The 20,853-nt window shown below is 48.9% G+C and carries 18 protein-coding genes and 4 pseudogenes; 18 read left to right on the top strand and 4 right to left on the bottom strand.

Translation table 11 applies throughout. The features are described from left to right. Positions 1-6: 6 nt before the first annotated feature. The 17 genes and pseudogenes from H045_RS01950 to H045_RS24980 form a co-directional block, all read left to right on the top strand. Positions 7-1,230 carry a pyridoxal phosphate-dependent aminotransferase gene (locus H045_RS01950; RefSeq protein WP_015371256.1) on the top strand — a complete coding sequence of 408 codons (1,224 nt, stop codon included), beginning with the start codon at positions 7-9 and terminating at the stop codon, positions 1,228-1,230. 41 nt (positions 1,231-1,271) lie between these two features. Then, on the top strand, positions 1,272-2,114 hold the full coding sequence (locus H045_RS01945) for a phytanoyl-CoA dioxygenase family protein (protein ID WP_015371255.1): 843 nt from the start codon (positions 1,272-1,274) through the stop codon (positions 2,112-2,114). A 5-nt stretch (positions 2,115-2,119) separates the two neighbouring features. Beyond that, positions 2,120-3,241, top strand: a complete 1,122-nt coding sequence (locus H045_RS01940) for a 2-aminoethylphosphonate--pyruvate transaminase (protein WP_015371254.1) — start codon at positions 2,120-2,122, stop codon at positions 3,239-3,241. Positions 3,242-3,251: 10 nt separating this feature from the next. Beyond that, a complete protein-coding gene (locus H045_RS01935; protein ID WP_015371253.1) occupies positions 3,252-4,271 on the top strand; it encodes a GNAT family N-acetyltransferase in 1,020 nt (339 codons plus the stop codon). Between the two features lies 1 nt (position 4,272). Then, positions 4,273-5,190 carry a hypothetical protein gene (locus tag H045_RS01930; protein ID WP_015371252.1) on the top strand — a complete coding sequence of 306 codons (918 nt, stop codon included), beginning with the start codon at positions 4,273-4,275 and terminating at the stop codon, positions 5,188-5,190. A 10-nt stretch (positions 5,191-5,200) separates the two neighbouring features. Then, positions 5,201-6,406 (top strand): pyridoxal phosphate-dependent aminotransferase, encoded by a 1,206-nt coding sequence (locus H045_RS01925; RefSeq protein WP_015371251.1) that lies wholly within the window; start codon positions 5,201-5,203, stop codon positions 6,404-6,406. 2 nt (positions 6,407-6,408) lie between these two features. Next, on the top strand, positions 6,409-7,749 hold the full coding sequence (locus H045_RS01920) for a hypothetical protein (protein WP_041931418.1): 1,341 nt from the start codon (positions 6,409-6,411) through the stop codon (positions 7,747-7,749). Positions 7,750-7,790: 41 nt separating this feature from the next. Beyond that, complete coding sequence (locus H045_RS01915) at positions 7,791-8,531, top strand: phosphocholine cytidylyltransferase family protein (RefSeq protein WP_015371249.1); 741 nt, start codon at positions 7,791-7,793, stop codon at positions 8,529-8,531. After that, the gene (locus tag H045_RS01910) at positions 8,528-9,802 is read left to right on the top strand and encodes a pyridoxal phosphate-dependent aminotransferase (RefSeq protein ID WP_015371248.1); all 1,275 of its coding nucleotides are present in this window, start codon (positions 8,528-8,530) and stop codon (positions 9,800-9,802) included. The genes H045_RS01915 and H045_RS01910 overlap by 4 nt, the downstream gene beginning before the upstream one ends. A gap of 11 nt (positions 9,803-9,813) precedes the next feature. Then, entirely contained in the window at positions 9,814-10,440 is a 627-nt protein-coding gene (locus H045_RS01905) for a CDP-alcohol phosphatidyltransferase family protein (protein WP_015371247.1), read from the top strand. Between the two features lie 28 nt (positions 10,441-10,468). Beyond that, positions 10,469-11,761, top strand: a complete 1,293-nt coding sequence (locus H045_RS01900) for an ATP-grasp domain-containing protein (protein ID WP_015371246.1) — start codon at positions 10,469-10,471, stop codon at positions 11,759-11,761. A gap of 39 nt (positions 11,762-11,800) precedes the next feature. Further along, positions 11,801-13,060 (top strand): MFS transporter, encoded by a 1,260-nt coding sequence (locus H045_RS01895; protein WP_015371245.1) that lies wholly within the window; start codon positions 11,801-11,803, stop codon positions 13,058-13,060. A 228-nt stretch (positions 13,061-13,288) separates the two neighbouring features. Beyond that, entirely contained in the window at positions 13,289-13,489 is a 201-nt protein-coding gene (locus H045_RS24255; RefSeq protein ID WP_015371244.1) for a DUF1737 domain-containing protein, read from the top strand. 28 nt (positions 13,490-13,517) lie between these two features. Next, positions 13,518-13,880, top strand: a pseudogene (locus tag H045_RS24250) (IS21 family transposase); the annotation flags it as partial. Then, positions 13,873-14,037, top strand: a pseudogene (locus H045_RS24245) (ATP-binding protein); the annotation flags it as partial. The pseudogenes H045_RS24250 and H045_RS24245, both read left to right, overlap by 8 nt. Further along, positions 14,037-14,336: pseudogene (locus H045_RS24240) on the top strand (transposase domain-containing protein); the annotation flags it as partial. The pseudogenes H045_RS24245 and H045_RS24240, both read left to right, overlap by 1 nt. Positions 14,337-14,539: 203 nt before the next feature. Then, a pseudogene (locus H045_RS24980) lies at positions 14,540-14,658 on the top strand (IS3 family transposase); the annotation flags it as partial. Between the two features lie 209 nt (positions 14,659-14,867). On the opposite strand, the gene H045_RS24975 reads toward H045_RS24980, so the two are convergent. From H045_RS24975 to H045_RS24225, 4 genes are read right to left on the bottom strand one after another with little or no spacing between them, the layout of a single operon-like run. Continuing rightward, entirely contained in the window at positions 14,868-15,344 is a 477-nt protein-coding gene (locus H045_RS24975; RefSeq protein WP_157225350.1) for a hypothetical protein, read from the bottom strand. After that, the gene (locus tag H045_RS24970) at positions 15,334-17,511 is read right to left on the bottom strand and encodes a hypothetical protein (protein ID WP_157225349.1); all 2,178 of its coding nucleotides are present in this window, start codon (positions 17,509-17,511) and stop codon (positions 15,334-15,336) included. The genes H045_RS24975 and H045_RS24970 overlap by 11 nt, the downstream gene beginning before the upstream one ends. Continuing rightward, positions 17,504-18,967, bottom strand: a complete 1,464-nt coding sequence (locus H045_RS24230) for a tyrosine-type recombinase/integrase (protein ID WP_081602865.1) — start codon at positions 18,965-18,967, stop codon at positions 17,504-17,506. Before H045_RS24230 ends, H045_RS24970 begins: the two co-directional genes overlap by 8 nt. Further along, positions 18,967-20,151, bottom strand: coding sequence for a site-specific integrase (locus H045_RS24225; RefSeq protein WP_081602864.1), 1,185 nt, complete (start codon positions 20,149-20,151; stop codon positions 18,967-18,969). Before H045_RS24225 ends, H045_RS24230 begins: the two co-directional genes overlap by 1 nt. A gap of 467 nt (positions 20,152-20,618) precedes the next feature. Here H045_RS24225 and H045_RS01875 point away from each other — a divergent pair, with 467 nt between their 5' ends. Then, complete coding sequence (locus H045_RS01875; protein WP_015371240.1) at positions 20,619-20,828, top strand: YebG family protein; 210 nt, start codon at positions 20,619-20,621, stop codon at positions 20,826-20,828. The last annotated feature ends 25 nt before the right edge of the window (positions 20,829-20,853 follow it).

Here is a 20,853-nt window from a genome sequence, read left to right as displayed (position 1 = left end):
AGACTCATGAAAACTCATGAAACGACCCAACCAACCGCCCTTAATGCTGTTCTTATGGATATGGACATCTATGCTTCCAAAGCCATTTCGCTGAAAGCAAAAGCCAATCCTTCGATTGCAAACCTGAGTTTTGGCGAGCCGGTTTTCGGGCCACCTGAACATCTGTTGAAGGCGATAGAGGAGCAAGACTTGTCGTTATCAGCTTTTATGGACGGTTCAAAACGCTACGAGGACCCGCGGGGCAGCCTGGCGCTCCGTCAAGCTATTGCCACTTGGTATCGCGACCTCTACAGCCTGAATTTCGATCCTGAGTCTGAAATCATGGTGACGCATGGTGGCGTGGAAGCCATTACTCTGGCTCTCCTAGTGACAACATCGGCACAGGATAAAGTCGCCATCAGCGACCCCTCTTATATGCTTTATGCGCGCACGTTGAAGACGCTTGAACGCACTCCACTACGAATAGCGCGTCCTGCCGGCAACCATGAATATGCTCAAATGCTGGAACAGGACGGCTCGCTGGAGGGGGTTAAGGCGATGATTGTCAATTCCCCGGAAAACCCGACCGGATACGTGGCTAGCCCAGAGGATTGGGCCGTAATTGGAGAACGGGCTGCGCGCAGCGGTTGCTGGATAATCCATGACGAAGTGTACGACGCCATGCACTTTGAACGCTCTCACAAGCCAGCTCGATCCATCGAATCTCTTGCTGACAACTCAATTATTATCAACAGTTTTTCAAAAAAATTCGGACTGCCTGGCCTTCGGATCGGTTGGATGATAGCTCCGTCGCAGGTTATTGAACAAGCAGCCAAAGCGCATGACTACCTGTATCTGGGCGTCAATATCCAGTACGAGCGTATCGCACTCCGTCTGCTTAGTGATGATCGCAAATTTGCCTGGCTTGAGAAAATGTCATTGACCATCGCCCAGCGCTGCGAAACTGCGGTGAATACGCTGACGGAAGAGCGTGGATACCGATGGCCTCGTAAGCCGCTCGGTGCGATGTTTCTGTTCCCGGAAGTAAGCGGCGTCTATAAACAGATGCCTGAGAAATACCGGCAACCGGGCCAGCCTGTTGGCGACGCCGTTGCCAATTACCTTCTTGAAGAGCGTGGCGTTGCTGTTGTACCAGGCTCTGTTTATGGCCCGCAGGGCAACAGCCATATTCGGCTGGTGCTCTGTATGACGGACGAAGTTTTCAAACTTGCAATGGAACGTATGGTGTAACCCACCGCACGCGGTGACCGTCAACGCAGAAGGAGACTGTGATGAACGCCTCACGTACCCAGTTTCAACAGCAGGGCTTTGTCCATCTGGATAAAACGCGGGCCAATCTCAATCTGAGCCGTATTGAGTCCGCATTGGCTGAGATTACCCAACGCGCCCTATCAGACCAACCCGATATCATGCGAGGTCTAGTGGTGGTCACCGAAGCCAGCAACGCCGAACAACTGTGCCGTCTCGAGTACCTCGCGGGTAGCTCGCTTTATTATGCGCAAGAGCTAGTTCCCTGTCTGGCGCAATTGATAGAGCAGCATCTGGGTCACTCCGTCAATCTGTTCAAAGATAAATGTAACTTTAAACACCCTGGTGGTGGCGCGTTCACACCCCATCAGGATATTACGGCCTATCGTCATTTCGGCACGAATTACCAAGTGACCGCAGCTGTGCTGCTAGACGCCGCAGTGAAAGAAAATGGGGCGCTGGAAGTCGCCACTCACTGGGACATGACGCCAGAAGGCAGCCAATTGGTGAATACTCCAAGGGGCATTTTGCCCCAGTTACCTTGCTACCAGGGAGGTACGCGCAATGGGGATATCGACGATCTCCTCTGTGAAGGCATGAGCTGGCAGAGAATCGATGCTGCTCCGGGCGACGTGATTCTATTCGACTCCTATGTTCCCCACCGTTCCAGCGAAAACCGCTCCTCCTCTACCCGGCGCATTCTATTCTTTACGTTCAATCTGTCTAGCGAGGGCGACTTTTATCAGCATTACTACAATACCAAATGGGCTACACCGGACAATCCCATCTTTCACGTCTCCACGCCAACATTTCATAGTGCGCGGCAATACGAGCCGAATCAGTGCCACAATCCCACTGAAGGGTAACAATCATGCACTCAAAGGAGTTTCGCTTATTCACTCCAGGCCCGCTGAATACCTCGATGCAGGTGCGCGAGGCAGCGGGAAGAGATTTAGGGTCGCGAAGCCCTACCGCTATTCATTTGAGCGCGCAATTGCGTGAGGAAATAGTACATATCGCGGAATGCGACGAGAGTTGGAGCGCTGTGCCGTTATCCGGCAGTGGCACTTTTGCAGTCGAAGCAATGCTTTGCTCGCTGCTTTCTGCAGATGACCATTTGCTGATAATCGAAAATGGCGTTTATAGCGCACGCATGCTGGATATCTGTCACATCCATTCTATCTCGCATTCAGTATTGAAGTTGCCGCCACATCAGGGCTTTGACCTAGGGCTAATAGAACGAGCCATCAAACAAACACCTTTGGTAACCCATATCGCTGCCGTGCATTTTGAGACAGCGTTAGGCGTGATCAATGATATTGACGGGCTGACACAACTAGCTAACGCGTATGGCTGCCAGTTACTGATTGATGCTATCAGCACTTTTGGTGTACTCCCGTTGGACTATAGCGCTCCCTCACTTTGCGCCGTCGCGCTTTCGGCAAACAAGTGCCTGCATGGGCTGCCTGGCCTCGCGTTTGTATTAGCGCGAAAGGACGTGCTTGCAACCTACGTCCCCCCACGCACGCTCAGCCTGGATATCAAGGCGCATGCCAAAGCGCTGGATAGCCATGGGCAATGGCTTTTCACGCCGCCACTGCAGATCATGCTTGCGCTCAAACAAGCCATTGACGAGTACCACCAACAGGGGGGAAGGCATGCGCGTCACCATTTGTATACCCAACGTATGGCGCACCTGCTTAGCGGTATGGAGCGTTTGGGTTTCAGCCCGATGATAGAGCTGAAGTTCTGCGCGCCCTTGATTGTCACGCTGGCGCCCAATCCCGGAACGCAATGCGAAATTGACAAACTTAACGAGTTCTTATTTCAGCGAGGGTTGGTGATTTATCCAACCAAACACTGGGCGGTAAATTCATTCCGCATTGGGATTATGGGAGAGCTCAGTATCCAGGACATCGATGATTTGCTGGCGGCATTCGCTGAGTTTACCTCCCAGAGCGCGACCCCGCCCCTCCTAAAATTTTTTAGCTAAGGCTTATGCTATGAGTTACCACCTGTCTTGCAATCAACAATTTGCACAACTCGACGCCCAAGCCTATGCCGACCTGTGGGTCGCGTGCAAGCAGCCGGCTTTTTATCACCCTGCCCTGCTGAAGGCAGCCGAAATTCACCCTCTGCTGCCGATTTTAGCCACTTATTACTTGGGAGCATGGCAAGGAGAGCGCCTTCATGCTTTGTTAGTCGTCTATCAGCAATCGCAACCCGATCCCTTCGGTACCTTGTCGAAGAGTACCGGGGTTCATTTTTGCCCACCCATCGGCGGACTACTGGGACACATAGCGCATTGCTACGACACTCAAATCCTGCATCGCCCAGGTTCAGAAGACGCGGTGCATTGCTTGATGACCGAACTTGTAGCGCTGGCCAGCCGACAGGGAATTCCAGGATGTGGCTTGCTCAACCTCAGCGCCGGTCCATCATTAATAGCCGCGGAGCTGGCGGGTTACCGTTGTAATTTCATGCATGAGCGCTTTTTTATTGATTTGATGCCGTTCGAACGGTTCGATGATTATCTAACAGCTCTTCCACGCGATGGCCGCCAAGAAATGAAGCGTCAGTTGCGAAAATTTGATAATGATCGCGGAAGTTACCGCGTACTTTCAGGCCCGGATGCCGATCTTGCCGCTGCGGTCAAGCTATGCAATGCCACTAGCTCACGAAACGGCACACCTCATTATTATCCGATAGCAACATTTATAAATTTCCTGGAGACGTGCGGCGACCTGGTGACCGTGGTTCAAGTTGAACACGAAGGCCAATTGGTGGCAGCCGTCATCTGTCTGAACGATCCGCAATGTCTGCACCTATGGGCCGGCGGCGTTGACTATCGACTTACCAGTTTCAGCCCTTATACCGTCATGATCGCGGCCAGTGTGCAATATGCATTCACGCAAGGTATCCGTCGGGTTGAAACGGGAAGGACCAATGCCCGGATCAAAGCGCGTTTAGGTTGCCAATCCCAGCCGTTGTACTCGGCACTGTGCTCATCGGAGGCGGCTTGACATGCCTGTATCCCCTGGCGGCCCGTCTTTTGAGAAACGCTCGACGCTTGCGCGCGGGCAATTATTGACCTTGCTGTATATCGCCCTCACCTCGGCCTCACAGGTATTTTTAAGCCATGTCGGCCGAGGTATACCAATCCAAATCAGCCTTTTCTATATGGCTCTGGCAGCATGCGTAGTGTTTAACCTGTGGGAGTTCCGCCGCCTGCGGCTTAACCACAGCGCGATACGCCGCCATTGGCGTATGTGGCTTACTCTTTCCGTCACCTTTGTGTTGAACTGGATTTTTTCCTACTACAGCGTGACCCATGCCTCAGCAGATTTTTTCATCGGCGTATTTTTCCTTTCCTCGGCAATGTGCAGCTGCATTCGGGAAAAACGCTGGCTGAAGTCGCTGTTCATCGCGACGGCAATCCTTTGTATTCATGCGCTCTCTGCATTCTCTTTAACGGTGCTGTACACCTCAATTATCGCGGGAACCATGATGTACCTCTATTACGTCAGCTCATTGCGTTTTAGTCTGCAGAGCGGGCTCGGGCCTGTCTCAGTCGTATCTCTACGCTGTTATGTGTTGTTGGCCTTCAGCGCCGCCTACCTGTGTGCCAATAACGAGTTCGGCTCGTTATGGGTAGCCCCGGAAACCCTGCACAACTTGTTGATACTTATCATGGCCAATATGATTTTGCCTTCTTTTTTGTCACAGACATGCCTACAGTGGGTCGGTGTCACCGTGTTTACCTTTATGAATTCGTTGATACCCATGCTGGCTTTCGTGATGCAGTCTCTTGTCAGCGGGCAATGGCAGATCGGAATGCTGGTGGCTGTAACCCTGACTACGCTAATACTGAATTACGATCGTCTGATTCTGCTGGCGCGCGACCTTATCGCATTAAATCCTCGTTCAATGGATCAGAAATAAGAGGGATACAATGCCATCCATTAATGCGTATTTGGAACACCTGAACCCCCTGTCATCAAAGACAATTGCTCTGCGAGCGAAAGCGAACCCTGCGATCCTGAATCTCAGCATGGGGGAGCCCGATTTCGGTCCACCCGCTGCGTTGATTGACCTGATATGTAAAGAGGATCTAAATAGGGAGCGGTTCCTGGATGCGGTTAAGCGCTATGAACACTCATGCGGCTCGCTGTCGCTGCGCTGCGCGATAGCCGCGTGGTATAGACGCCGCTACGCTATTGATATCGATCCCGAAAGAGAAGTAATGGTGACCCATGGGGGGATTGAAGCACTCAACCTGGCACTGCAGACACTGACCAATCCGAAAGACAGCGTCCTAGTGGCGGCACCGGCCTATAGCCTCTATCAACGCGCCATTCAATTATTGAACCGTAAAAGCCTGCCACTGTGCCGTCCTGAAGGCGAAGACGAATATGTCGCTGCGCTGGCGGAGAATACCCATGCCTCGGCTAGAGCGATACTGATTAACTCCCCGGAGAACCCCACTGGTTACGTGATGAGTGATGCGGACTGGCAAGCGCTCTCTACTGAGTGTCACGACGGTGATCGCTGGGTCATTCATGATGAAGTCTACGACACCTTGGCATTCACTCGCCGACACATTAATGCGTGGTGTATTCCCGCCCTGCGCGAACGCAGCGTTCTGATTAATAGTTGCTCCAAAAAATTCGGCGTTCCCGGCTTGCGCATAGGCTGGCTGATTGGCCCGCCCAATGTAATTGAAGCCGCTAGCAGGGTCCACGAAAGCTTGTGTCTTGGCGTAAGTATTCTTAATGAGCCTATTGCCGAACGGCTACTAAGTACCCCTGAGGTGGACGCCTGGATGCAACAGCAGCAGGACATGCTGGCCGCACGCAACCATTACGCTCTCTCATTATTGGGCGAGAAGCAGGGCATGCGCTGGCCCAGGCGCCCGATGGGAGGCATGTTCCTGTTCCCTGACGTATCCGAACTCTATCGTGCATTGCCAGCCCAATGGCGTGGTTTCTCGTCTGATGCTGGCAGTGCAGTTGCGGAATATCTTCTGGAGGTACGGCATATTGCAACAGTACCGGGGATCATTTACGGCACCGAAAGCCGACACTATTTACGATTGACCAACTGTGCCAGCGAGCAGGTTTTTCATCAGGCAATTGCTCGTCTTTCATATGGGAGGTAAAGATGCCTAAAAACATGCTTGATCAGCAGGTTATGAATTTTTACTCAACGCAGGGGGGCGCCGAGAACGCAGATTTTTTTTCACAATCACTGCTTAAGGTACACCCAGGCGACTGGCGCGCATCATTCCCGCCAGCGGTTTTCCCTCCCGGCCACCTGACAAACATAGGTACTGACGCCGCACGGCTACTGTCTATTGTTTTCAGCCTCCCGGAGCGCCTATTCGGCGGGGACTATTCGTCTTTTCTGGCCTCGCAATGCCTGACGCATAAGCAACGTAAAGACATCCTGAGCTTTTGCAAACCCCATATGTTAGAGCGTGCGCGGATATTTGCCAGGCCGGACGCATTGCTAACGAACGAAGGCTTCAAAATAGTTGAAATGAACGTGACCCCTTCACTGGGTGGCCTGGGCATCTGCAATCGTTATGTCAGCACTTTAAAGGAGAATCCGCTTAGTGGTCAGCTCCAGGCTGCGGGAATTAAACTCTATGCGCCGGATATGGGTAGTCTATGGGCCGAAACATTGCACCACTACCGCACACCACTGACGGACGACCGCCCCCCGGTAATGTTGGAATTGCTAGACGATCCGGATGAGGTCGCGGAGGACAACTTCGGCTGGCCTGACTTTGGCAAGATAGCTCGAGAAGGCGGCTTTCGCCTATTGACCGGCAAACCGGCGGACGTCCATTTCACTCAAGCAGGCGTATATGCTTTTGGCGTAAAAATCGACATCATTTTCACTGATTTCGTATACGCCGAGCAGTTACAGTACAACCTCGAAAACACGTTCATTGCAGACTTGGTCGCGGCGGAAAACCAGGGACAAATAGACCTGTTCAGCGTCCCAGCCAGCTGCGCAGTTTACGACAACAAAGCAAACCTGTCCTTTCTCACCGACCCCGATTATGCCCACCTATTCACTGAGCAGGAACGCGCGCTCATCGATGCCCACATTCCTCATACCTTTATGTTGACACAGGCCAATGTGTCTAAAGCGATAAGCGAACAGAGAAACCTTGTTTTAAAACCGGGGTTGGGACTGTGCGGGCACCAGGTAATGTTTGGCAGACAAATGTCGGCTCTGCAATGGTGTGAGCAGTTGAAGCGGCTGCTTGCAGAAGGAGGTTCTTTTGTCTTGCAAGAAATGGTGGACGACATCTGGACCTACACCCTGCCGGATAAACAGGACAATCCAAGAATGTTATGCATTGGCCCGATCATTATCAATGGCCACTACGCTGGCACCTTTTCGCGTGATGAGGCTTATCACGGAGAGGCGGTCGTAGTAAACCATGCCCAAGGCGCAAGCTGGTCAACGGGACTGGAACGCGCTGAGTAGCTCCGGAGCGCTGCTCTACCGTTATTTAAAAGGAGATTGAAATGCGTCTTGTATGTTTAATGGCAGGTTCAAGCAGCAGGCTATTGCCACTGACCACATCCCAGCATAAGACCTGTTTGATGCTTGAAAAACGGCGAATACTGGATTATCAACTTGAGTCTTTTGAACGCGCAGGCATCGAGTCTAAAACATTTGTTCTAGGCCACGGTGCCACTCAAGTAGCGCAGATTCTATTTGAGTCATTGGCTGGCACTCATTTTACTATTTCGTACAATCCGGAGTTCAGATCGCGGAATCTGGACTGGAGCGCCTGGTTGGCTCTAAGTCAAAATTCTGGACCGGTTATTTACTATGAAGGCGACTTGCTAATACCACCCTCGTTGCTCAAGCAGGTAAAAAACAGCCCCGCCGAGATTTGCATTGCGGTAGACTCTGAAAGTAAAAATCCCAGTATTGATACGCTCGTTATTGCGCCCGATGGCAAAGTGAAACATCTGTTGTTTATTGAGCACGGCACAGCAGAAAGTCAACCCGGTGATGGTGCCATCGGTGAATTCATCTGCTTCGTCAAATTGGGCGAAGCGGCACGTAAGTTTGTTGTCGACGCGCTAAGTGTCTTGACATTTAAAGGAGAAATGCAGCTTTACAGAATTTTTGAACAGGCGTTCTCCCGGTTTACCACAGAGTATGTGGACGCTGACGGTCGCCCTTGGATTGAAGTGGACAACCCAAGCGATCTGCAACGTGCGTCCCCTCTGGCCGAGGAGATTTTAGCCTCATGAAAAAACATGAAAAATTGAGAGAGGTAAAACAGGCACATCTGAACAGTACGTTGTCCAGCATCAGTGTTTACGCCTCAAAAGCTATCTCGCAAGCCGCGCGTGAAAAGCCGGACATCATGAATATGAGCATCGGAGAGCCGGCTTTTGGTCCACCGGCGCATTTGCTGGCAGAGATCGCCCGAACTGATCTTTCTCAAGAAGCGTTTCTTTCCTCAGCTAAACGTTATGGTCACTCGTTGGGCTCGCTGGCGCTGCGTCAGGCAGTCGCTGACTGGTATTTACGTCGTTACAACCTTAAAGTTAATGCCGAGACCGAAGTATTGATCACCCACGGTGGTGTTGAAGCCGTCGCATTGGCAATCCTGTGTTGCTCCAATGCCGGGGACACGGTGGCAATCACCGATCCGTCCTATATGCTGTATGAACGGGCTTTGCTAACGCTCGGACGCCAACCTAAACGTTTTTCGCGCCCGATCCACGATGAGGAATTCATTAAACTGATCGATAATAATCCGGCTTTTCGAACCCACCTCGGTGGTGCAAAAGCGGTAATTGTCAATTCACCGGAAAATCCATCGGGCTACGTATTGTCCGCCGATGAATGGCAGCAGCTGATGTATTGTGCAGAACGCAGCGGCGCCTGGGTTATTCACGATGAAGTCTATGACAGCATGGTATTTGACCGTCCTCATTATCCTGCGCGAGCCTTTGATCCCCAGGCGAGCAGGACGGTTCTAGCTAACAGTTTCTCCAAGAAATTCGGCATTCCTGGCTTGCGTATTGGCTGGTTGGTCGGTAGTGCGCAATTTATTAGCGCTGCCTGCAAAACCCACGACTATCTGGTGCTTGGCGTTAATCGTCAATACGAACAAATTGCCTTGCGCATACTTCAAGATGCGAAGATTGACGAGTGGCTGGCGGAGCAGCAAGTGATGCTTCACTCACGTATTTATCTGGCCAAACAGCATTTAACGTCGGCGCTAGGGTTCAACTGGCCACGCTCACCGATGGGTGGAATGTTTTTGTTTCCCTGCGTCCGAGGGCTCTATCAACGCTTGCCCTTGGCGCAACAACAACGCTTTGCCACTGTGGGTGAAAGCGTTGCAGATTACTTATTGCAGGTTGCACGCGTAGCCACGGTACCCGGAATAATTTACGGAGAGGATTGCGCGGACCATATTAGGATCGTCCTGTGTTGCGATGAAGCGACATTCTATACAGCGCTTGAGCGAATGGCTAATTGCCAACACACCACAGTCACTAAAAATTAGGAATTACCAGCATGTTAAAAAATCATTACTGGTTTATGCCCAATAAATACATTGACGGCGCAAACTTTGTCACCGCCATCAATGTCCTGGTGGGATCCCTCGCGCTGATGCTGGTTTTGGCCAAACGTCCGGGCTTCGCAATTCTATTAGTGTTTATCGCTATCATGCTAGATCACCTTGATGGATATCTGGCCCGCCGTTTTTATGCACACCATCAGGAAAAACGCGCATTTGGCAAACAGTTTGATACACTGGCAGACATGCTGAACTTCAATGTGCTTACTGGCATATTGTTATTTCAGCAATTTGACTCTACGCCGGTTCTGGCCGGGCTTATTGCGGCCTCCATCGTTCTATTTGGCTGCGTGCGCCTGTCGCATTTTACTTTGCAGACAGGGTCGGGAGATGAGAGCGCTTATGGTCTGCAAACCCCTTACGCCGCTTTTGTAATTACCAATATATTGTTGTTAAATATGGCAGGCCATTTACCCAGTAGTCTGGTGCTGCTTATCGCAGCTATCAGTTCAATTTTGCAAATAACTTGCATCCCGATTCGCATGCCCAACTCCGCCGTCTGCGTCACAGGACTGACCGTACTGTTTTTTATCAACCTTCTTATCTGCGGTTTACCCAATTAGATCTTTTCATGCCCAAGGAGAAATACTGATGGCTCACGTTATCTTTATCGACAGCACACCGACCGGTTTGAACGCCTTTCGCAGCGCTCGACGGCTTGGTCATGAAGTCACCTTTATTCATCCGACTAAGTCTTCCAGCTTCGTCAGTATAATGTCAAAAGACCCTGCTAAACTGACTAGCCAGTTGGAGCATGTCGATCGTTACATCGAGGTCGACACCTTGGAAAACGAGCATATTTTTCCCGTCCTCAATGCTTTGATGAAAAAGAACCCGTTCGACACGGTTATCAGTTCGGCGGAAACCGGCATCATGGCGGCCGCCTATGCGGCTGAAAAATGGGGAACGCCCTATCCCAGTCCGCATGATCTAGGCAATGCAATATTTAAGAACCGTTTGCGTAACACGCTGAAGAACAACCGTATCAAATCACCGGATTTTGAAGTACTTAGTGAAGAAGAATTGTTACAAGGACCCAAAAAAATTGAGCTGCCATTTGTGGTAAAACCCATTCGCGGCTTCGCCAAACAATTTTCCGCCATTTGCCGTACCCGGAGCGATTTCGATAGTTATGTCCATAATCTGAAAATCGATCGAGCCAACAGCGCCCTGATTGATAGCGTGGTGTCGCATGAGTATATTGTCGAAGAGTACATCAACGGCACGCTGCATTCTGCCGAGGTCATCGTGCGCAACGGCAAGGTCATGTTTTACGCCACCACCACTCGTTATCGTGCACATTATTATGACTTGCTAGAACTGGCGGCGGTAATGCCCTCAGGTTTAGCGAAGCAGACACGTGAGGAGATGAAAACCTATCTGCAAGCAGTATTCAACGCCCTTAACATTCAGATTGGCTTGTATCACGTTGAGTTGCTGTTGACCGAAAGCGGCCCTATCTTGGTGGAAATCAATGCCCGGATGATGGGAAGCGTATCTCCGATCATGTATCAGATCCAGACGGGTCACGATCCTTTTGAATATTTGATACGCCTCCATCTTGGGGAACCAGTGAATGTAAACGACGACGAGTTTACAGATGCAGGAATCACTCTCGCTGTGGCCGCCAGATATGGAGGCACTGTCTGTTCTTCCTTCCGACCAGACCAGCTTGATGAACTTCTGGCTCGCTACGAGATCCCGCACAATACGCTGAACATCTATGCAGGCAGAGAGATCGGACGCTACGAGGGGAATTTCAGCATCATGGGACATGTCATTATTCTGGCGAAAACCCCAGATGAAGTTTCTAAAAAGGGACATCGTTTCCTTAACGAAATTGATGCGTTGATTGGTTTGGAAACGGCAAAATACTTTGCTTAGGATTTAGCGTATGGCCCGGCGAGTTAAGGAGGCGATCATATGACGACAGCGGGTTCGGTTTTTCATCATCCGGCATTCGTACGGTTCTGTCTGGGGGATATCGCCACTCAACTCGGCACCGCGATCGTCATTATCATAATCCCACTCATCGGTATAACTTTTCTTAACGCGACGCCGCTTGAGATTGGTATTCTCGCAGCCAGCGAACGATTGCCATTTATTATTTTCAGTCTTATCGCCGGTGTGTCCGCAGATAAGTGGGAACGCCGATTGATTCTGTTTTACGCCAACTTTCTGCGTTTCACTTTACTGTTAATAATAATGGTTATCGTTTGGTCCGATGCATTATCAGTGATGACTCTGGCGGCAATGGTTTTTATCGTCGGCATCGCCAATGTATATTTTGAGGTGGCTTACTGGACTTATATACCTGCGTTGGTTCCCGGCCAGTTGGTTTCGAAGGGCAACGGTGCCCTGGCGGCCATCGCAGGAGGGGCAGAGTTAATAGGGCCTGCAGCCGGCGGGCTACTATTAAAAATTGCCGGAACTCCGGGAGCTCTGTTATTGAACAGCATATTGTTTCTGATAGGCACTGGCATGATCCTGACGGTACCGAAGAATAACCCGGCGCCTCCTAAGGGGACTTCCCAGTCAAGCCTCAGCAAAATCAAACAAGGTATACATGCTTTATTCCACTCACCGCAGTTGCGTCGGTTGGTAATTATTGGTGCAGTGTGGAATATCTTTGCCTGCGCCGCGACCCCGCAAATCATGGTGTATCTCACCCGAACGCTGGGCTTTACCCCCACGCAAGTAGGCCTGATCCTGGGACTGCAAGGATTTGGTGGATTGATCGGAGCGCTCTGCGCCGGCAGGGCCAGCGAAAGGCTGGGACATGGAGGCAGCATAATGTTGGGCGGTATGATCTATGGCCTTTTTACTTTAGCCATTTGCACCGTGATGAAATCGACCGACCAAGATCAGCTATTAATCGGCGTATTCTTGTTTTGCGCAGGTTGGGGTTCATCAATTGGCGTGGTCAATATTATCAGCCTCCGGCAGTTGGTTAGCCCTGAATTCCTCCTTGGTAGGATCAATGCAAGCTTTCGCTTCATCACCTGGGGGATCATGCCGCCTGCTGCCCTATTGGGGGGGGCTCTTTCGCAATTGATTAACAGCAGATTTGTCATTATTTGTGCTTGTCTATCAGGGTTAGCTCTTATCTTGTATTCGCTCCGTAGTAACAGAGTTATACTTTGCCTTGATACTTCGCCTAGACACTTTAATCAAAACAGCTGATACCAATCCAACTTTGGATGGCGTGCCGGTATAAGACATGAAAGAGTCTTTTCTCTGTAAGAGTCTGGGCAACCCACCTTGTAAAGTCCGCGTTGAGGATGGGTACATTTCCTTCCAAATGCCAGTCTTACACGTAGTGGTGTAATCCAGTTCAGAACTCAGGATACGCAAGCCGATAACCTGTGTCCTACATGAGCAATCTTGAACCAGAACCAGAGGAGTTCGCATGTGACCGTACCACCGGACGATCTGCCAATTTATCGTATTCTCACTGGCCCTGACGATGCAGCTTTCTGCCACCGTGTGAGTGCTGCATTGCAGATGGGTTACCAGCTTTATGGTAGCCCTGCAGTCACCTTCAATGGGCAAAATGTGATAGTGGCGCAAGCAATCATTTGGGGCAGACCTACCCTTTTATCTGTTGGTTAATCAGCCTGTATCAATGATGATTAGAAGTATTCCACTCATCGAACGCAAGCATGGTGCACTGCGCAATGGCGCGCCATTTGCTCATCGGCCAAAACCGTTACGGCTTCTCAAAGGAGTACTGAGGCGTCATACCAACGGTGATCGAATCATGATGCAGGTACTGGCTGCTGTGCCAATTGCGGGTCTCGAACCTGTGCTGGTGGCGGTGGAGCTGGTACTTGAATCGGGAAGTCTGAGCGCAGATCACATCCTCAACGTCCTTGCCCGCCTGACCTCCACCGCACCACCTCCCTGTGTAGAAACCAGCCTGCAACTCAAGGTCGCGCCTGTTGCCAATACGGCGCGCTACGACCGGCTCCGTATGACCGATGAGGAGAATCGCAATGCGTGACTTGATGACTGAACTCAAAGAACTGCGCCTGCACGGCATGGCCAGTGCTTGGGAAGAACTGGTATCTCAAGGAACAGCGTCGACGGCTTCATCGAAATGGCTGTTGGAACATCTGCTTCAGCAGGAACATGCGGATCGCGCGGTGCGCTCGGTGAACCCATTGACAACAACTGGACAGAGAACCAGATCCGACCGTGGGCTCTTGGGCGCAAGAACTGGCTCTTTGCAGGGTCGTTGCGCAGCGGCAAACGGGCCGCATCGATCATGAGTTTGATCCAGTCGGCGCGACTGAATGGGCATGATCCGTATGCCTATTTAAAGGATGTTCTCAAGCGGCTGCCGACGCAGCAAGCAAGTGAGACCGGACAACTGCTGCCGTATCAGTGGACGGGGCCTAGCTTAGGCATGGTGCCTTCGGCAGACGCTTTTGCGTGTATCAATTCTAACTCAGGCTAATACGCCCGCAACCAACCGACCAAACGCAGCGGGATGTTGCAACATCATTAGGTGTCCAACGTCTGGCATGATGGTGAGACTCGTCGCTCCCTTATTTGCCCAGCCAGGAACATCCCAACCTCCGACTGAGTGCTCACCCGCCAACAAATGCACCGGTACCGAAGCGAACACGCTTCTTAAGATTGTTTGATAGTCAGGGGCCCCTGGATCTGTGCACTCGGCGCATAGTGGGCTGAGCACTGTCAGAAAGCCGGACGCCGCACTGGTGACCAAAGCGCTGGATATGGCCTATGAGCAGCGTGGCAGGCCTTCGGGTCTGCTATCCGCAATTCGGTGTTGCAGGAAACACATCATCCACTCGTGATCAATGGTGTCAAAGAACGCACGAATAGGTGGGGTTTATGGATCGCATACAAAGCATCTTCATTCAGGGCTTCAAGTTATACACGGACCACCCGGGTACCGAGCAAGCAATCACTCCAGTGGATTCTTCCATTGCGGGGAACTCCAAGTTCAGATCACGGGTGAATTCTACTGATTGCGATTAGTACCTCCGCACAATGGACAGTGACCGATCGATGCAAAAGGCAAATCGCCTTCTACCAGAACCGAAAGATTTCGAGCTTTCTTATAAAGCTTTTCAAACATTCGTACATGCTGAATCTGCAGCGAATATATTTGAGCTTTTAAATCAGCATTTTCATTTTTTAAATTACTGATACTGGCAACGGCTTGTTTCAGCCCCACTGAGCCGTTTGATAAACGACGGGAACTATCTAATTCAGCAATCAGCCCATCCAAGTGAAGCTGTTTGCTGCGAATCGTCTCTCTGGAAACGCCGGCATATTTCGCAAATGCCGCTTGTGTATACACCCATTTACGGCCACTCCCTTTGATTTCTCTACACCAATCGGCAAGAAGCGTACGAAGCTTATCCTCTAGTTTCTTTCCTCTATTCTGCTTGCGACCATGAGCTCTTGATTGTTCGTGATCAAAATCAGTTCTCATCGAACCCTCCGAATTTATTCGCATAAACGGCCTGCTGGACATCGTTTACATTGAACAGAATTTTTTCAAAGTGTCCGAACTGAGGAGAGTGCTCGCCACCCAAATTTTTTATATGGGAAATCATAAACTTTGCATTCTCAACAATTTTCTCTAATTGCTGTTCGGCCTGACGATCCTCGATATGAATCACGAGTTTCGAGCAACATTTACCAGTCTTGCCATCTACAAAACATGACAGATGATTCTGACATGGAGTTAGTACAATATTTAAAGAGCAACTTCTGTGAGGCATCCAACTCACGGTTTGAGTTGAAGCACTTAGATATTCTTCAGCTGCACTCTCACTACTCAAGCGTATTTTTTTAAATGTATCGGGAACTACACCAAACACTTTCCCTTCACGTATATCCTCACGCATTTGCGCCAGTCCGATAGACCTATCCTTAGCCAAAATTTGGTCATAGACAGCTGCATGTCTCGCTAACCTCCTCCCGGCAAGCATACTGGCCTGAATATCTGTCAACCCTCCTTTTAGGTAGATAGTCTGCATCCAATGACGAACATCATGCCACTTAAAGTTAGGAGTTAGCCCTGTCTTGGGATCAATAATTCCTCGGATTGAGAAAAGTGAAAACTCCCCTGTCATGGATGTGTTTAACCACTCTCTGAACATCCCATGAGTAATTAGTGAGTAATCGTTTAACCGAGTAACCTCAGTACTCAAGAGCGACCTAGGAACAATAAACAGGGCATGTTCCGGCTCCAAAATCGTCACACCATCGATAGCGACCACAGGTAAAATCATCTTTGAAAACTCATTTTCAAAGTAACTATCAAACTCCGGCAAGGGAATTTTTTGTCCCAGCAGCTGAGCCCTCAGCCCTTCATCTAAAATTTCACGAACAACCTCTTTGTAACCATACAAAGAATATTCTAACTTTCTCTCAAGAGCCTTAAGCGAGAGAGCTTTTGGATTAATTCTGACTTTCCGGCAATGGGATAAGTTGAACGGGTCACAAAAAAAGCGCTCGCTCTGGTTAATTAGCAACACCTTACCCTGTGTTAAGGCTACTTGCTTATCATACAGTTCCAAAAAGCTTTTGTAACTCAAACCACACTGTTCGGCTGCGCGGACTTTTGAGTACCGATTACATATCAAAAAATATTTAGGATCTATGAATTTTTTCTGGCTCTGACACCAAACTGAACTAGGGTCAAGCAAGTTATTTTCAATCACCCATTGTGAGACAGCTTTCTTCACATGATAGCGCAAAGCCGAGGGTTCCTTTACAATTCTACTCCAGTCCAAGGATTTGTCCTGCCGTAGCCTCTTCACTATTTCCCGACCCTCTTCAGTCGTCGACTTAAGAAACGTTAAGGATCGCTCTACAACCGGAAGTAACACTCGTGGAAATATCCTAAAATCTAGCAATCCACTCTTCTCTGAAAAAACCCTGAGCGCGCACATATCTTTATTAAGGCAGTCTACTGGCAAAGTAGCCAATTCATTGATACGCCCCTGAAGAACTACTTCCAACACAAAAGCGTTCAAATGAAATTTGTCTTTTAGTGCAAGATCTTCCTCGCCTGCCAAGGAAAAAATTGATGCTACAACCTCATCCGAAATTTTCTTAGCTTTTCGCCCCTCATCAGTGCCTTCGCGTCCATACGAGGCTCGTCTTGGATCCGGCGCCACATATGAAATAGATGGGTCAAAATTACTGGAGTACCAATTTGCAAATGATTGAAGAACCCTATAATAAGTAGTGTAACCATCTTTCCGAGTCTCTTTCCAAAATTGTTCCACACGACTAAAGTCATCAGAATCCATACTTGAAACTTTACGACCGGCCAACATATAATCCAAACTTAGAAGCGCATAATAATAGGACATTATAGCCTCTAAGGAAATCGCACCTCGCTGACGCTTATCCAAAATGCAAAGCTTAACTAAAAACTTTAAATCCTCATTTTTATAATCTAAAAAATTTAGAGATTTTGTGATAGCATTTCCAGGCCTGGAGCTCCACAAAATAAGCTCCCAATGGTCTTCAAGCATATCTTGCCCTGTGGGAAGAGTATAACGGAGCGAATCAAACATAACCTCAAGTGAGTCACCATACTCAACAGATGAGATAAATTTTTTAACCAGAACTATATCACTCACACCCTTCCCCTTTTTTTATTTCCTGAATAACTTGGGTGATCGCTGTATAAACACGTTCAAAGTCCTTTATTGACTTACTCCGATCATACCTTCCCTCAGCCGAACGCCATACATCTAGTTCACTTTGAACATAATCTAGCGCTTTTTTATGATCAGCCCCTCTCCATGCGATGAAATATCTACAACCATTATAACAACTAAAAAAAGGATGCTTACTGCACCCATTATTAGAGTTGCAACCACCTACAACCGCAGGAGTCTCCGAGGCCGGTATCAATATCGGCGTACCTTGTTTCGTCCCAATTCGCCCAAGAAAGTAAGCTTCAAGCAATCCAGAAAAAATCCCACCTAGTTTCCTGTCAACCTTTTCAACTAGAGGACATAACTCAGAACCGATTGCATCTATATAGACGTAACACGACTCAGGACTGTCGTGTTCCAAAATGTACTGGATTTGCGGAGCAGGCATGCCTCTTAGTGCAAGTGCCGTAGCGCCTGAATGCCTTATCCGCCTAGGACTTAAATGGATAAAATCACCGGTACGAGAGCTAATGATATTTCGCTGTTCGACCCAGCGATTAATGAAACCAGATAGATTATAGTTAGGTCTTCTAGGATTGGCATGAATACAAACTAGAAGACGGTTACAGGAAATTTGGTCTGCGTGAACGCTAGGTCTATTGCAAAACCTCTCGAGTTCGGCTGCAAGATCACAAGTAATCGGCCATTTTTCTGGTGGCCGACCTAGTTGACGCTTTGCTTTGGGAATAGTCAGAAAATAGGAACTACTGCCGTCTGAAGTAAATACTGTCGTCAACGCATCGGCGGTCATCTCAAGAATTTGGCCTGGCCGCTTTAGCGTTTCAATGCAGATCCATAGCAAAATCCTGATGTAATGATCATTTTGGCTTTCTTCGGAAGCGGCAGAAGAAACTGCTAACCGCACAAGCTCGAATTCACCTGAGATCATGGCGCCATACCGAGGATGCCATGCCAAAAGATCTCTATAATTTTTACGACCGCTAGTGCACCTCCAGCCTCTCATCCTTTTGTAAATCGCTGTTTCCGCACCGCACAAAGAATTATTTTCGCAATATTTATAGAATCGAACAAGCTCCTTTCTGAATTCCCTATTGCTCTCTGCCACTGCAGAGTTCCATATTTCTGTCACCATGAATAATGTGAGAGAACCAAAATCCACCCAAGATTCTTGCCAACAAATAGACAAATCTCTCAATAAAAACTTAACAGCATCTATCGAACCAGGACCAGTACTTCGCAATCTATAGCGAAGCGATGCTTTTGCTGCATCGATAATCGAGCTTGGTAAAGAATAGCTTGAGAAATCGATTTGACAACCTTTTCTCCAAGTACAAAACCACACGTCTCCTGATACAGATATCTTTACAGGTAATACGTTATTAATCTTGCAAAAAAAATGAACGCAATTGGCCATTACACCACCTTCTCAAGATTCAGAGCCTGAAGACCTTGTTTTGCCCTTTCCCTGGTAACACGCTTTATATATAGTTCCAAAGAGCGCTCGCTGGCCCAACCTCCGAAATACACTAAATCTCGAATATTTTCTTTTGGAAGCTTGCTATTAAGTGCGTCTTCATACGCCCGATTAAAAAAAGAGTGACGATTACGATGCCAGCGTAGATGGACACCAGACTTCTTCGAAATATTCTCCGCTACCTTTTGAGCACCGGACAAAGAGAGTGCATTGGCGGTAGAATCATGAGCAATAAACACGTAATTACGGGGTAAAAATTGAGTCAAAATCTTTTCATTTTTTACAAGCCGCCATGCTCGCCGGTGTTGACTCAGGTATATATCCAAGATTTCTGGCAAGTCGCTATTAGCGTTTATGTAACCCAATTCACGAGATTTTGTTTTTACTCTCGGTTGGTTTGGCGCTCGTGGATCTAGTTCAGTTCGATGATTTATTCGCACTATAGCGAGATACTTAAATCCACCCTCTTCACAGATGTCTTCTAAACGTAAAGCCAGAATTTCCCCAATACGCAGTCCAAACTCCCAAGCTAAACGCCAGAGAATATAATTTCGCAGCTCCAATGAAGTCATATATCCAAACTCCTTCACACCACGAAGCGCGCTTTCCACCTTTTCATATTCTTTATCCGAAAGATCATCAAAATCTCTATCACTTTCTTCATGCTGGCGATATTCTCTCCAGACATCTAAATGAGCGGATATTTCAATACTCTTATCAAGTGCACTAGCCATAGAACACCGCCTAATAAAGTAGATAATTAAATCTCTACAATTATCTATAATCTGATTAAGATATTCCGCATCCAAACATTTACCCTTATGTCGTCTTTGACCTAACCACTCGCAAAATTGTTGAACACAAAAGTCATCAACTCCTGAAGCGCTAAACAAAGCGTGCTCTAAATCATAGCGGTGAGCGTCTGCCCAGCTATACAAAAACGTAATATGACGCGCCTTTAGCCCAAACGTACCGCCCCTAGTACGATATTTCTGGGATAATCGAGCGATGTAAATAGAGGCGCTAATTGGAATAGTTAAATTTAATCGATGCATGACAATATGCTGAACAGAGTCCTCAACAACAAATGAGCACAGCTTATAAACCAGGCCACTTTTCAACATAGCTCTGCTCCCTTCCCACCCTCGGATAGGCAACCGGCAGTTAAGTCATTTTTTGTAAGGCAACAGCCGACAGGCCATAGATATGAGAACAGGTTGAGCGCCGAGCAGCACCACATATTTAATATGATGCTTTTCACATCCAATATATTTATCGGATGCCCATTCGGCAGCCACTCTTTCCTGCTATGAGAGAATGGTGACTCGTCAAAAATTGAGCTTGGCTTATTGCCTGCTATAGGGCGACAACTTTTTTCAGTGCAATGCATGGCTGTGCTCCCGACATTTGGGTCGTTTGCACAGCCATGTCGTGTCACGCGAAACGCAGTAACACGAAGTCAGTAGCTGTGGGAAATCAGGCTTCGCTGGCCACATGCTTAAACTATCGCACCGCTGCTCAGAGCTCAACCCTCACAGATTCACTCACACCCAATCTGGAGGTATCTAGGCAGTTTCCATGGAAGAAAATCATGGATAAAGCCGAAGCTGACCGTCATGACAAAATGCTTGAACTCGCTGAGTTGCTGGCAGAAGTGTTGCAAAAAGCCGTGCCGTCCCTGAGCGAGCAGCAAGTGGAGGAAGCCGGCATCTACATGGCGAAAAATCGCGATGTGTTTGCCAAGGCGTTCAAGAGCCAGCCGGACGCGTTGTCCGAGCTGCTGAACGCAGCGGCGGAATAAAGCCCGAATTGAACAGGCCCTGAAT

It is taken from the genome of Pseudomonas poae RE*1-1-14 (assembly GCF_000336465.1).
In the GTDB taxonomy this organism is placed as follows: Bacteria; Pseudomonadota; Gammaproteobacteria; order Pseudomonadales; family Pseudomonadaceae; genus Aquipseudomonas; species Aquipseudomonas poae.
Note: the sequence above shows the minus strand (reverse complement) of the source record. Positions and strands in the feature narration are given on the sequence as shown.